General features: G+C 71.3%; 13 protein-coding genes. 7 read left to right on the top strand and 6 right to left on the bottom strand.

Features of this window, described 5'->3' with window-relative positions; genetic code table 11:
* The first annotated feature begins 44 nt into the window (after window positions 1–44).
* Window positions 45–1,277, top strand: coding sequence for an alkyl sulfatase dimerization domain-containing protein (locus ACIBP6_RS02250; protein ID WP_397047913.1), 1,233 nt, complete (start codon window positions 45–47; stop codon window positions 1,275–1,277).
* 92 nt (window positions 1,278–1,369) lie between these two features.
* Here the strand turns inward: ACIBP6_RS02250 and ACIBP6_RS02245 are convergent, their stop codons facing one another.
* A complete protein-coding gene (locus ACIBP6_RS02245; RefSeq protein WP_397047911.1) occupies window positions 1,370–2,260 on the bottom strand; it encodes a hypothetical protein in 891 nt (296 codons plus the stop codon).
* A complete protein-coding gene (locus ACIBP6_RS02240; protein ID WP_397047909.1) occupies window positions 2,257–2,799 on the bottom strand; it encodes an RNA polymerase sigma factor in 543 nt (180 codons plus the stop codon). The genes ACIBP6_RS02245 and ACIBP6_RS02240 overlap by 4 nt, the downstream gene beginning before the upstream one ends.
* An 82-nt stretch (window positions 2,800–2,881) precedes the next feature.
* On the opposite strand from ACIBP6_RS02240, the gene ACIBP6_RS02235 reads away from it, so the two are divergent.
* On the top strand, window positions 2,882–3,310 hold the full coding sequence (locus ACIBP6_RS02235) for an NUDIX hydrolase (protein ID WP_397047907.1): 429 nt from the start codon (window positions 2,882–2,884) through the stop codon (window positions 3,308–3,310).
* A gap of 82 nt (window positions 3,311–3,392) precedes the next feature.
* On the opposite strand, the gene ACIBP6_RS02230 is transcribed toward ACIBP6_RS02235, so the two are convergent.
* Entirely contained in the window at window positions 3,393–3,788 is a 396-nt protein-coding gene (locus ACIBP6_RS02230; protein WP_397049275.1) for a RidA family protein, read from the bottom strand.
* A 135-nt stretch (window positions 3,789–3,923) separates the two neighbouring features.
* On the opposite strand from ACIBP6_RS02230, the gene ACIBP6_RS02225 reads away from it, so the two are divergent.
* Window positions 3,924–4,898, top strand: coding sequence for a helix-turn-helix transcriptional regulator (locus tag ACIBP6_RS02225; protein WP_397047905.1), 975 nt, complete (start codon window positions 3,924–3,926; stop codon window positions 4,896–4,898).
* A gap of 37 nt (window positions 4,899–4,935) precedes the next feature.
* On the opposite strand, the gene ACIBP6_RS02220 is transcribed toward ACIBP6_RS02225, so the two are convergent.
* Both ACIBP6_RS02220 and ACIBP6_RS02215 read right to left on the bottom strand, forming a co-directional pair.
* The gene (locus tag ACIBP6_RS02220; RefSeq protein ID WP_397047903.1) at window positions 4,936–6,150 is read right to left on the bottom strand and encodes an aminotransferase class III-fold pyridoxal phosphate-dependent enzyme; all 1,215 of its coding nucleotides are present in this window, start codon (window positions 6,148–6,150) and stop codon (window positions 4,936–4,938) included.
* A 10-nt stretch (window positions 6,151–6,160) separates the two neighbouring features.
* Window positions 6,161–7,075, bottom strand: coding sequence for a carbohydrate kinase family protein (locus ACIBP6_RS02215; protein ID WP_397047901.1), 915 nt, complete (start codon window positions 7,073–7,075; stop codon window positions 6,161–6,163).
* A gap of 79 nt (window positions 7,076–7,154) precedes the next feature.
* On the opposite strand from ACIBP6_RS02215, the gene ACIBP6_RS02210 reads away from it, so the two are divergent.
* Window positions 7,155–7,796, top strand: a complete 642-nt coding sequence (locus ACIBP6_RS02210; RefSeq protein ID WP_397047899.1) for a class II aldolase/adducin family protein — start codon at window positions 7,155–7,157, stop codon at window positions 7,794–7,796.
* Here the strand turns inward: ACIBP6_RS02210 and ACIBP6_RS02205 are convergent.
* A complete protein-coding gene (locus ACIBP6_RS02205; RefSeq protein WP_397047897.1) occupies window positions 7,791–9,362 on the bottom strand; it encodes a DUF885 domain-containing protein in 1,572 nt (523 codons plus the stop codon). The two genes, ACIBP6_RS02210 and ACIBP6_RS02205, sit on opposite strands and share 6 nt — an antisense overlap.
* Before the next feature lie 22 nt (window positions 9,363–9,384).
* On the opposite strand from ACIBP6_RS02205, the gene ACIBP6_RS02200 reads away from it, so the two are divergent.
* The 3 genes from ACIBP6_RS02200 to ACIBP6_RS02190 all read left to right on the top strand — a co-directional run bounded on the left by ACIBP6_RS02200 (window position 9,385) and on the right by ACIBP6_RS02190 (window position 12,061).
* Entirely contained in the window at window positions 9,385–10,593 is a 1,209-nt protein-coding gene (locus ACIBP6_RS02200; protein WP_397047895.1) for a DUF4032 domain-containing protein, read from the top strand.
* Between the two features lie 196 nt (window positions 10,594–10,789).
* Window positions 10,790–11,164, top strand: coding sequence for a roadblock/LC7 domain-containing protein (locus tag ACIBP6_RS02195; RefSeq protein ID WP_132617813.1), 375 nt, complete (start codon window positions 10,790–10,792; stop codon window positions 11,162–11,164).
* Window positions 11,165–11,167: 3 nt separating this feature from the next.
* On the top strand, window positions 11,168–12,061 hold the full coding sequence (locus tag ACIBP6_RS02190) for a hypothetical protein (protein WP_397047893.1): 894 nt from the start codon (window positions 11,168–11,170) through the stop codon (window positions 12,059–12,061).
* Window positions 12,062–12,083: the final 22 nt, after the last annotated feature.

Below are 12,083 nucleotides of genomic sequence, written 5' to 3'. Positions count from 1 at the left end.
TGATGCCTTGCGCAGAACGATGTTCTGGACGGAGAGTGGGGCGCATGATTGTCGAGTACGCGGACCGCGTGTGGCGCGGCGAATCGGACGACAGCATCGTGGACGCCGGTGAGAGCGGCAAGGGCGTCCACACGGTCGCGGACGGCGTGGGCTGGTGGCCCGGATTCGGAAATGTCATCACCTTCGAGACCGAAGGGGAGCTGGTGTTGTTCGACACCAGCAGCCCGTTCTCGGCGGCGCAGTTGCACGAGGACGTACGGGCCTGGACCCGGGCGCCACTGACGACGGCGTTCTACTCGCATGGGCACATCGACCATGTCTTCGGGACGGGGCCGTTCGAGGAGTCGGGGCCGCGGGCCACGATTTATGCCCACAAAGCGGTCGTGGACCGCTTCGAGCGATATTTGTTGACCAATGGCTATAACGCGGTGATCAACCAGCGGCAGTTCCAGGCCCCGAACCTGCGCTGGCCGTCCTCCTACCGCCACCCCGACGTCACCTACACCGACGCGCTCACCGTGCGGCGCGGCGGGCTGACGTTCGACCTGCTGCACGCCAAGGGCGAGACCGACGACGCGACCATCGGCTACGTGCGCGAGCACAGGCTGCTGCTGCCCGGCGACCTGTTCATCTGGGTGACGCCCAACTGCGGCAACCCGCAGAAGGTGCAGCGTTATCCGCGGGAATGGGTGCACGCGTTGCAGCGGATGGCCGCCATGGACGCCGAGATCATGCTCCCCAGCCACGGCGCCCCGATCTTCGGCCGCGACCGCATCCGGCAGGCGCTGCTGGAAACCGCGGAATGGCTGGACTCGCTCGTCACGCAGACGCTTGACCTGCTCAACGCGGGCGCGCGGCTCGACGAGATCGTCCATTCGGTGAGACCCCCCGCTCACCTGGCCGACCGCCCCTACCTGCGGGCCCGCTACGACGAGCCGGAGTTCGTCGTACGGAATCTGTGGCGTCTGTACGGCGGCTGGTACGACGGGAACCCGGCCGAGCTCAAGCCCGCACCCGACGCCGTGGTGGCGAGATCGGTGGCCGAGCTCGCGGGCGGCGCGGCGGCCCTCGCGGACGCCGCGCTGAAGGCCCTTTCGGACGGCGACGAACGGCTGGCCGGCCACCTGGCGGAGATGGCCGCCCTGGCGGCTCCCGACGACCCGGGCGTGCACCGCGTACGCGCCGAGGTCTTCTCCGCCCGCGCGGCCGGCGAGCTGTCGCTCATGGCGAAGGGTGTCTTCTCCTGGGCCGCCGCCGAGTCGAAGCGCCGCTCATGACATCGGGAAGAACGGGCGAGCCGGCCGACCACCTGGTACAGCTCTTGCCGTGACGGCCCGGCAACCTCCCGAATCATGGGAGCCGCCCGTGGTCAGTCCTTCCACCATTCCGGGCGCGGTGGGGGGCTGATCTGTGGCAGGGAGTCGGCGGGTACGTCATCGGGCGCGAGGATGTCGAGCGTGACGGCGTCGGAGGCGGTCCTGTTCACGTTCTCGACGGTCCAGTCGTCCCCGACGTGCTGCGGCTCGACATGGTAGCCGTGTCCGCTGCCGTCCGGCTTCAGCCACATCACCACGTAGTCGATCTTCATCCCGGCGCGTTCCATGTCCGCCCTGACGCGGGCGACCGGCTTGCCCCGGGGCTTGTAGCCCGCGAGCACGCCGCCGTCCGGGTCGAACTCGACCTGTACCGGCCCGGCGTAGCGCTCCCCCGGCGCCGCGGGCCTGCCGATGCCGAAGACGACCTTCCCGGTGAAGCCGACCGGCATGGAGACCTTGCCGCACCAGGCGGAGGCGCAGCCGTCCATCCGCGTGGAGACCGTCACCCCGGTGCCGGGCGGGAAGTCCCCGTCCGTGATCGGGCCGACCAGTCTGCCGACGTCACCGGGCGCCACCGGGGCCTTGCGGACCTCCGCGTCCAGCCCGACGGCCCGGAACGCCTCGGTGAACTCCTCCGCTTCGGCCTCGGGGTCGTTGATCACGACCTCGATGAAGTCGTCGCCGGACTTGAGCGAGACGGCGGCGTTGGCGTACTCGGTGGCGGGGCCGCCGAACGGGGACCAGACGACGAGCGCGGCGGCCAGGGCGGCGGCCACCACCCCGAGCCCGGCACTCCGCCGTGCCCGGACCCGCCTCCGCACGGGCTCGCGCGCCTCCTCCTTGATCGACTCCATGAGCGCCCGCGCCCCCGCGCCGGACGCCTGCCCCACGGGCTCCCCGGCCAGGTCCTCGTCGCGTACGCGGGCGAGATCGGCGATGTTCACGGCTGGCTCCCTTCGAACGCGACGGTGTGCGAGTGATCGATACCGGCTCCGGCAAGGCCGCGGGCGAACCGCCTGCGGGCGCGGAAAAGCCTGACTCTGACCACGTTGCTGGAAACGCCGAGGACCTTGGCGATCTGTCCGGGGCTCAGCCGCTCCCAGGCGACCAGGGCGAGCAACTCCCTGTCGTCCCCGGGCAGGGCGCGGAACACCTGGCCCATCGCGGTGAAGTCCGCGCCGGTCGGCTCGGCGGCGAGCGGCGTGGCGGCCAGCTCCGCGCGCAGGGCGGCGGTGCGGCGCTCGTGCCGCAGCTCGCCGCGCCGGTGGTTCGCCAACACCTTCCTGGCCACGCCGTAGAGCCACAACCTGGCCTCGTCGCCCTTCGGGACCTCCTCGATCCGGCGCCAGGCGATCAGGAAGGTCTCGGCCACGACGTCGGCCGCGTCGTCCGGGTCCGGACAGCGGCGCAACGCGTACCCGAGGAGTAACCGGTACGAGGAGGCGTAGATCTCCTCGAACCGGCTTTCTGGGTCGACTCCCACATGGGCTCCTTAATCCGATGCGACGCTAAGCCCATGTCCGTAATGTCGGGGGCATTACGGGTCGAGGAGGGAGCTTTTTCGGATGGCCGGCGATCGCATCATCGGAGTAGGCGTGGTGCTCACCCAGGCGGACGGGCGGATCCTGCTGGGTGAGCGGATCAAGGCCGGTGAGCAGCCGTCGTGGTGCCTGCCGGGCGGGGCGGTGGAGCCCGGGGAGACGTTCGAGGAGGCGGCCGTCCGGGAGCTGGCCGAGGAGACGGGCGTGCGCGACGGCGGTCCGCCCCGGGTGACGGCCGTGGTGCTGGACCACCCCGGGGGCGCGGTACGGGTGACGGCGGCGGTGAGCGTGGCCGCGGGCACGGCGGACCCGGTGGTGACGGAGCCGCACGTGTTCCGGTCATGGCGCTGGTTCGCGCCGGACGACCTGCCCGAGCCGCTGTTCCCGGCCACCGCCCGCGTCCTCGCGGCGCGGGACGACGGCGGCCGCCACCCCACGATGCCGGTTGGTTGACCAGCCTCAGCCGGTCAGGACGGTGGTGGCCGCGAACACCCGTGCCGCCTCCGGCAGCCCTGCCGGAGGCGGCGAGGTCGCATCACGCGACGGCGGTCCCCTCAAGCTCGACCATCAGGTCGGGGATCGCCAGCCGGGCCACCCCGAGCATCGTGGTGGACGGTGCCACCCCGGCGGCGCCCAACCGCGACGCCAGCACGCCGTAGTGCTCGAAGAGCCGATCGACGTCGGTGGTGTAGACGTTGAGCCGGACGAGGTTCGCGAGGGACATGCCGGCCTCGGCGAGCACGGCCTCCAGGTTGTCGAGGCTCAGCGCCAACTGCGCCGCCATGTCGTCGGCATGCTGGGGCTTGCCGTCACCGCTCATCGCGGTCTGCCCGGCGCAGTACAGGGTGCGGGTGTGCCCGGAGACGAGCGCCCCCTGGTCGTATCCCATCTCCCCCGACCACGCCCACGGGTTGACCGCCGTTCGCTCCATTGCCATATCGGCTCCCTTCGATTCGTCGACCTTGCTTACGTGCATCGGCTCGGTGGCCACCGACTTTTCGCCGCGTTGACAAGCCTCCCGGCAAATCACGACATCCTGTGTCGTGTATTTCGGTAAGGTCGCCGTATGCGCGCCGACCGGTTGGTCTCGCTGGTGCTGTTGCTGCGGCAGCACGGTCGGCTGTCAGCGGCGGCGCTGGCCCGCGAGCTGGAGGTCTCCACCCGTACCGTGCTGCGCGACATCGAGGCGCTGTCGGCAGCCGGCGTCCCGGTCTACGCCGAACGCGGCCGGCACGGCGGTTTCGCGTTGTTGCCCGGTTTCCGGACGGAGCTCACCGGGCTCAACCACGACGAGGCCCTCGCCCTGCTGGTCGCCGGGTCGCGGCGCGGCGCGCAGGCCTTCGGCCTCGGCTCGGCGCTCGCTTCGGCGATGCTCAAGGTGGTCGACGCGCTACCAGAAAGCTATCGGGACACCGCGGCCGGCGCGGCCGAGCGATTGCTCATCGACCCGGAGACCGATCTCCTGTCACGTCGGCTGGTCGCCGAGGAGGTGCCTGACGCCATCGTGGCCGAGGTCCTGCGCGCGGTGTTCGCCGGACACAGGCTGCGCATCCACTACGCGGCTGTGAACCAGGCCCCGAAGTGGCGCACGGTGGATCCGATCGGCCTGGTCACCGTGCGCGACCGGGGCTACTTGTTGGCCACGCGGTCTGGCGCGGACCGCACCTACCGGCTGTCCCGGGTCCTGGCCGCCGAGGGACTCGCCGAACCCGCACAGCGACCGGACCGGGTCGATCTGGACCGGGCCTGGCAGGAACGCAGCGCCCGGTTCCGGACCGGCGGCGACCAAGTCACCGTGCTGGTGCGGGTGCACCCGGCGCGGCGGGAGGACCTGGTGGGCACCGCGCTGGCCGTCCGCGCCGAAGAAGCCGGCTCGAACGGCTGGCTGCGGCTGGAGGTGACCTTCCAGGATCCGAGACACGCCGAATGGGCGCTGTGGCAGCTCGCCACGAACGCGGAAGCCCTGGCCCCGCAGTGGTTGCGCGACTCGCTGCGCGACCGCGCCACCGCGATCGCCGCCCGCTACGGAGCGTCGTCCTGAGAGTTGTCGTCTTCCGCGGGCCGGGCGGCCCGGCCGGTCAGGCGAAGTGGGCGCGGGTTTCGGCGAAGGCCTGGTCGGTTCCCTCCAGGGCCTTGGCGACGTCCTCCTCGGTGTGGGCGGCCGACAGGAACCAGTTGTGCCACGGGTGGACGTAGACGCCGTGCCGCAGGCAGGCGTCGCTCCAGTACATGGCCACCGACAGGTCGGCGTCGCCGTCGAAGCTGAGCCAGGGGACCGTCACCGGGCCCGTCTGGTTGACGACGAAGCCGTGCGCCTTGGCCTGGGCGTACAGGCCCTCGCGGAGCTGGGTGCCGGTGCGGTGCATGGCGGCGATGCCGTCGGTGTCGCGCAGGGTCTCGATGGTGGCCTTGGCCGCGGCCATCGCCACCGCCGAGAACCAGAACGACCCCGTCGAGTACAGCGTCTGGGCGGCCCCGCGCAGCGCGTCGGTGCCGGTGACGGCGGCGATCGGGTGGCCGTTCGCCATGGCCTTCGACCAGGCCGTCAGGTCGGGCCGCACGCCGTACGGCTCCCACGACCCGCGCAGGTCGACGCGGAACCCGGCGCGCACATCGTCGATCACCAGCGCGGCGCCGATCCGGTCCGCCAGCGCCCGCGCGCCGCGCGCGAAGGCGGGCTCCACCAGCTCCTGGTCCTCGAACGAGTCGTGCTTGAACGGCGTGACGATGATCGCCGCCACGTCGCCCTCGGCGGTCGCCGCCGCGGCCTCCAGCGACTCCAGCGAGTTGTAGCCGAACTCCACCAGGTCGGCCCGCTCGTTCGGCGTCGTGCCCGACAGGGAGGGCGTGCACCACGGGTCGGCCCCGTGGTAGGCCCCGTGCGCCCGCAGCACCTTGGTGCGCCCCGTGGCGGCCCTGGCGACCATGAGCGCCTGGGTGGTGGCGTCGGTGCCGTTCTTGGAGAACATCGCCCAGTCGGCGCTCGGCACGGTGTCCACCAGCAGCTCCGCCAGCTCCACCATGATCGGCCCCGGGCCGTTGAGGCAGTCGCCGAGCGCGGCCTGGCGGGCGGCGGCCTCCTCCACGCGCGGGTGCCGGTGCCCGAGGACGACGGGGCCCCAGCTGCACATGAAGTCGATGTACTCGCGGCCGTCCACGTCCCACTGGCGGCAGCCTTCGCCGCGGGCGAAGAACTGCGGGTAGCCGGGGGCGAAGAGGGCGGCGTTGAGGTGGCCGTACATGCCGCCGGGGACGACCTTCGAGGCGCGGCGGCGGAGGTCAGCGTCGTTCATGGGGGGTCCTTCAGAGGAGGCTGAGGGTGGAGGCGAGGTCGGTGAGCCCGGCGTCGGAGCCGAGGCCGGTCGCGACGCGGGCGGCGGCGGCCGTGCCCCAGCGGGCGGCGACCGGCACCTCCTGCCCGTGCAGCAGCCCGGTGAGGAACCCGGCGCAGTACGCGTCGCCGCAGCCGGTCGTGTCGGCGACCTCGGTCTTGATGGCGGGCACCCGCTCGGTCAGGTCACCGGTCACGACGAGGCTGCCGGACTCGCCGAGGGTGACGAGCACGCCGCGCGGCCCGTCGGCCAGCAGGGCGCGGGCGGCCTCGGCCGTGCCGGTGGCGCCGGTCATGAGCAGGGCCTGCGCCTCGTTGGGCAGCACGTAGTCGACGTGCGGGAGGAACGCCCTGGCCAGGCCCAGCAGGTCGGGCATCTCCGACAGCAGGTCCATCGTGACGATCGTGCCGGACGCCCGTAACTCATCGAGCAGCGCGAAGAACGCCGGGTCGCCCAGCCCGAAGGTGACGTCCATGCCGCCCAGGTGCACCGCGCGGGCCCCGCGCAGCACGCCGGCGTCGAGGTCGGCGTACGTCAAGGACAGGTTGGCGCCGGGCACGTGGAAGCTGGGCCGCCCGCCGTCGCGCCGGATGGGCAGGATGGACGCGGACGTCTGCTCGCCCGTCCTGCGGACCAGGTGAGAGACGTCCACGCCGCGCTTGGTGAGGAGCGCCAGCAGGAAGTCGCCCAGCTCGTCGTCACCGAGCGCGCCCATGGTGACCACGTCGTTGCCCAGCTTGACCAGGTCGACGGCCGTCCCGGCGGCGGCGCCCGCGGCGGTGATGCGGATCTGGTCGACCAGCACGGTGTCCTGGTTCTCGGGGATGTACGAGACGGGCCGGGCGAGGATGTCGACGATGTGCACGCCGACGGTGACGACGGTCATAGGACAAAGAGACAGACGCTCGGATGAAAAGTCAACAACTAAGATCAATTGCTGCTTTCCGGGTGTTACATTCCACCGCATGAGCCTGCGCGAGCAGTTGTGCGAGTACGGACGCCGCGCCGTCGACCTCGGCCTGGTCATCGGCACCTCGGGCAACCTCAGCGTGCGCGACGGCGACCGCGTCGCGGTGACGCCGTCGGGGGCCGCGCTCGACCGGCTGACGCCCGAGATGTGCCCGATCGTGGACATGGCGGGCCGGCTCGTGGCGGGCGACCTGCGTCCGTCCAGCGAGACCCCCATGCATCTGGCGATCTACGAGACCACCGACGCGCGGGCGATCGTGCACACCCACGCGGTGTTCGGGACGGTCGTGGCCACGACGATGGCCGAGCTGCCGCCCGTGCACTACAACGCGCTGCTGCTGGGCGGCATGGACGGGGTCGTCAAGGTCGCCGAGTACGCCACGTACGGCACTCCCGAGCTGGCCGCGAACGTGCGGGCCGCGCTGGAGGGCCGGCGGGCCGCGCTGATGGCCAACCACGGCGGGGTGACCGTCGGCGCGACCCTGGAGGAGGCGTTCGAGGCCACCCGCCTGCTGGAGTGGCTGTGCGAGGTGTACGTCCGGGGGCTCGGCGTCGGCAGGCCGGCGATCCTGACGAAGGAGCAGCTCGCCGCCGTCGTCGAGCGGACGCTGAACCCGCCGGACTTCCCCCGCCTATGACGCGAGGGCGGCCTTCTCGGCCAGCCCGAGCGGCAGCCCGCCCGACCCGGCGATCCGGTCGTGGAACTCCTTCAGCGACCCCTGGAACGACTGCCGGATGCGGTCGATCTCGATGGCGCCCGTGAGGTACGAGGGCGCCTGCGTGGGCCAGGCGCAGTAGCGGTTGACCTCGCCCTGCGCGGTGCCCGGCGACAGCGACGCCTTGGTGGCCATGAACGTCTCGGCCTCCTCGATCGGCATGTCCTCGCAGTGCAGGGCGGTGTCCACGACGATGCGGGCGGCGCGGAAGATCCGGCAGTCGAGGTGGGCCAGCTCGGTGGCCGGGGTGTCGAAGTAGCCCTGCTCGTGCAGCATCTTCTCGACGTACAGGGCCCAGCCCTCGGTGAAGTACGGCGTCCTGAAGACCTTCCGGACGGTACGCGGGTTGCCCGCCATGTACGACAGGTGCCAGTGGTGGCCGGGGTAGGCCTCGTGCACGCTGATCGAGGGCATCTGGGCCCGCGAGTTGGTGCGCAGGCGCTGGCGTACCTGCTCGGGGGTGAAGTCGTCGGGGGTGTAGGGGACGAAGAAGATGCCCGTGCGGGAGGCGCTCAGCGGCGGCGGCGACAGGTAGTGGGCGACCGACAGGACAGGGCGGGTGTACTCGGCCGAGGGCAGCACGTGGCACTCCTCGCCGTCGGCGAACGTGACCAGGTCCCGCTCGCGGACGAACGCGCGGGCGCGCTGGGTCTCGGCGTCGTACTCCTCGCGCATGGCCTCAAGAGTCGGCGGGTGGTCGTCCATGAGCGACTCCATGGCCGCCCGCCAGTCCTCGGTGCCGTTGACCTTGATCGCCACCTCCCGCATGCGCGCGTCGAGCTCGGCCCAGGCGGCCCTGCCCTTCTCGTGCAGCTCGGCGGCGCCGTAGCCGAGCATCTCGCGCTCGCGCAGCAGGGTGGAGTAGAGCTGCTCGCCCATGCGCCAGGTGCCGCCGCACTCGAAGCCCTCGAGGAACGTCACCAGCTCGTCGAACGCCCGCGCGGCCGGCTCGGCGGCCTCGGCGATCCGCGCCCGCAGGCCCTCGTCGCGGACCATGGACGGGATCGTGCGGGTCAGGAAGTTACGACCGGTACGGGCCTGGCCGAGGCCCCGCTTGACCAGCAGTGGCGCGGCCAGGCCGGGGTCGAGGTTGGCGCGGCAGGCGGCCAGCACGCCGGGCACCTCGGCCAGCCGCAGCAGCGCCGACTCCACCAGCTCGGACTCCGGCTTCAGGCGGCGCTGGAAGGGCGCGTACATCGAGTTGAAGATCGGCCCGAGGTAGACGCTCGGGTCACGGCGCCACTCGGGCCACGCCGCGAGCGCGATGGAGCCGCGCAGCTGCGACAGGACGAGGTCTCTGTCGATCGCGTCGTCCAGGGTGGGGGCCTCCAGGGCCGACAGTCGTTCGAGCCAGCGGGTCTCTTCGCGTTCGCGGTCGGCCCAGGCGGTGGCGGAGAAATCGCCGAGCGTGTGATCGTAGCCCTCGGCGCCCAGGGAGCTCGCGGCAACGGGGCGGTCGGAAAAGTACCACTTGAGAAACTCGTCCACCGATGCACCATATCCTGATGAAATGCCCCTGCAGATCACCGGCGCGCTAGGCGATCCTGACCTCATCCGGCTCCCCTGGGACGTCCCGCTGGAAGACTGGCCCGAGCACCACCTCGTCGATCTGCCACGCGGCATCTCCCGCCATGTGGTGCGCTTCGCCCGGCTGTCCGGCAAGGTCTACGCGATCAAGGAGATCAGCGAGCGGTACGCCAAGCGCGAGTACCAGCTCCTGTGGGACCTGGCCCGGCTGGACGCCCCCGCCGTGGAGCCGGTCGCGTACGTCACCGGCCGCGACAACGGGCTGGACGCGGCGCTGGTCACCCGGCACCTGCAGTTCTCCCTCCCCTACCGCGCGGTCATGTCGGGCACCCTGCGCCCCGACACCCTCACCCGCCTGCTGGACGCCCTGGCCGTGCTGCTGGTGCGGCTGCACCTGAACGGCTTCTACTGGGGCGACTGCTCGCTGTCGAACACGCTCTTCCGCAGGGACGCGGGGGCGTTCGCGGCGTACCTGGTGGACGCCGAGACCGGCGAGATGCATCCGATGGTCAGCGAGGGCCAGCGCCGGGCGGACATCGAGACGGCGCAGACGAACCTGTTCGGCGAGCTGCTCGACCTGGAAGCCGGCGGGCTGCTGCACCCGTCGATCGACCCCATGGAGACCGCGGAGGACGCCGTCGCCCGCTACCACCGCCTGTGGAGCGAGATCAACGAGAGCGAGATCATCGACGAGGTCGACTGGCACCGCGTCGAGCAGCGCATCAGGCGGCTCAACGTGCTCGGCTTCGACGTGGCCGAGATGATGGTGCGGCGCAAGGTCGGCACCGGGCGGCTCATCGTCCGGCCCAAGGTCGTCGACGCCGGCCACCACCAGCGGCGGCTGCTCCGGCTGACCGGGCTCGACGCGGAGGAGAACCAGGCGCGGCGGATGCTCAACGACCTCGACGGGTTCCGGGTGGCCAAGGGGCTGCGGCACGAGGACGAGGCCGTCGTGGCGCACCGGTGGCTGGCGGAGGTGTTCCAGCCGACGGTCGAGGCCATCCCGGCCGAGTTGCGCGGCAAGCTCGACCCGGCGCAGCTCTTCCACGAGATCCTCGACCACCGGTGGTACCTGTCGGAGGAGGCGGGCGCCGACGTGGGCCTGGCCTCCGCGGTGAAGTCGTACGTGGCGAACGTGCTGGTCCACAAGCCCGACGAGAGGGCGTTGCTGCCGAACGACGCCTCTGAGTAGATCACCAGAGTTACGCGCTGTCACCGGACTGATTACTCATAAGTGAGAATTCTTCGCATATCGCACACTTATCCATAGCAGAGGTGTTTTTCTACGCCTTAGCCGTATAAAAGATTAACGCCAGTTTTTCTGGCCACATCAGGTGCAATTTCCTCCCTCTACGCTGTCCCCGTTCCGTACGGGAGAGGGAGGAGACGTGCTCGGAGTCGACAGCTGCCTGGCAGAGGTCATGGCCATACCGGGGGCGTTGGACGCCATGCTGGTGGACCACACCAGCGGCATGGCGGTGGCGTTCAGCAACTCGTCGGGCATGGACGCGGATCGGTCCGCCGCCGCCCTGACCGAGGCCCTGCGCGCCACGACCGACGGCCTGGCGCGCACGTGCCCGGGCGACGTCGTACGCATCGACGACATGCTGGTCACCACGGACAAGGGCCACCACCTGCTGCGGCTGATGGAGACCGTCTTCGAAGGCCCGCTCGTCCTGTACGTACGCCTTGACCTGGACCGATCGAACATCGCGCTGGCGCGGCACCGGCTCCAGTCCATCTCAAGCCGCTTGACGACGTGACCCATGACGCAGCTGGACACACTCCTCGCCTCGCTCGCGCGCGAGCACTCCACGGGCGCGCTGCGGATCGGCAGGAACGGCACCGTCTACCTGGACGACGGCCGCGTGACGTACATGGAGTGCGCCCAGACGCCCGGCGTCGAGCGGCTGCTGGCGACGCGCGGCCTGATGAGCGAGACGAAGTTGCGCGCCCTGCAGGCCGAGGGCGGCTTCGAGCGGCTGCTCGCCGAGGGGCCCGTCACGGCCGGCGAGCTGCAGTACGCGGTGCTCTCGGTGGTGCTGGACGCCGCCTTCTTCCTGCTGCCGGCCACCGGGTCCCGGCCGAAGTTCCGGCCCGGGGAACGGCACTGGCTGGGCGGGCAGTGGTTCTTCGACGTGGCGGGGCTGGTGCGGGAGTGCGCGCGACGGCGGGCGCAACTGGCCCAGACCTGGCCGGCCGCGGACGTGGACACCCTGCCCGTACGCCCGTCGCCGCGGCTGCCCGGGCACGGCGTGACGCTGAGCCGGATCCAGTGGGAGGTCGTCGTCCGCTCCGACGGCAAGGCGACGCCGATGGAGCTGGCCAGGCAGATCGGCCGGCCGTGCTATCCGGTGCTGCTGGCCGTCCGGCGGCTCGCCGCGGCGGGCCTGCTGGAGCCGCCGGAGCCGTCGCGCCCGCCGCCCGCGGAACGGCGTACGGGAACGGGCCGGAAGGCCGGCGGCGCAGCGGTCGCCGCCGAACCCGAGGCGGCCGAGGGCGGGCTGCCCAAGCGGACGGCGCGGCAGGCGGCCACCGCGCGTCCCCCACACGACCCAGAAGCGGCACCGGCCCAGTCCCTGGGCCCGCCGGTGACGGGCGATCCAACCGATCTGGCGCTGCTGATGCGGCTGAAAAAGGCGCTCGAGGAGCTGTCGTGAGGTTCCCCTCACTCAGGAGGAG

Source organism: Nonomuraea terrae (genome assembly GCF_044465245.1).
GTDB lineage: Bacteria > Actinomycetota > Actinomycetes > Streptosporangiales > Streptosporangiaceae > Nonomuraea > Nonomuraea terrae.
This window is presented reverse-complemented; position numbering and strand designations above follow the sequence as displayed.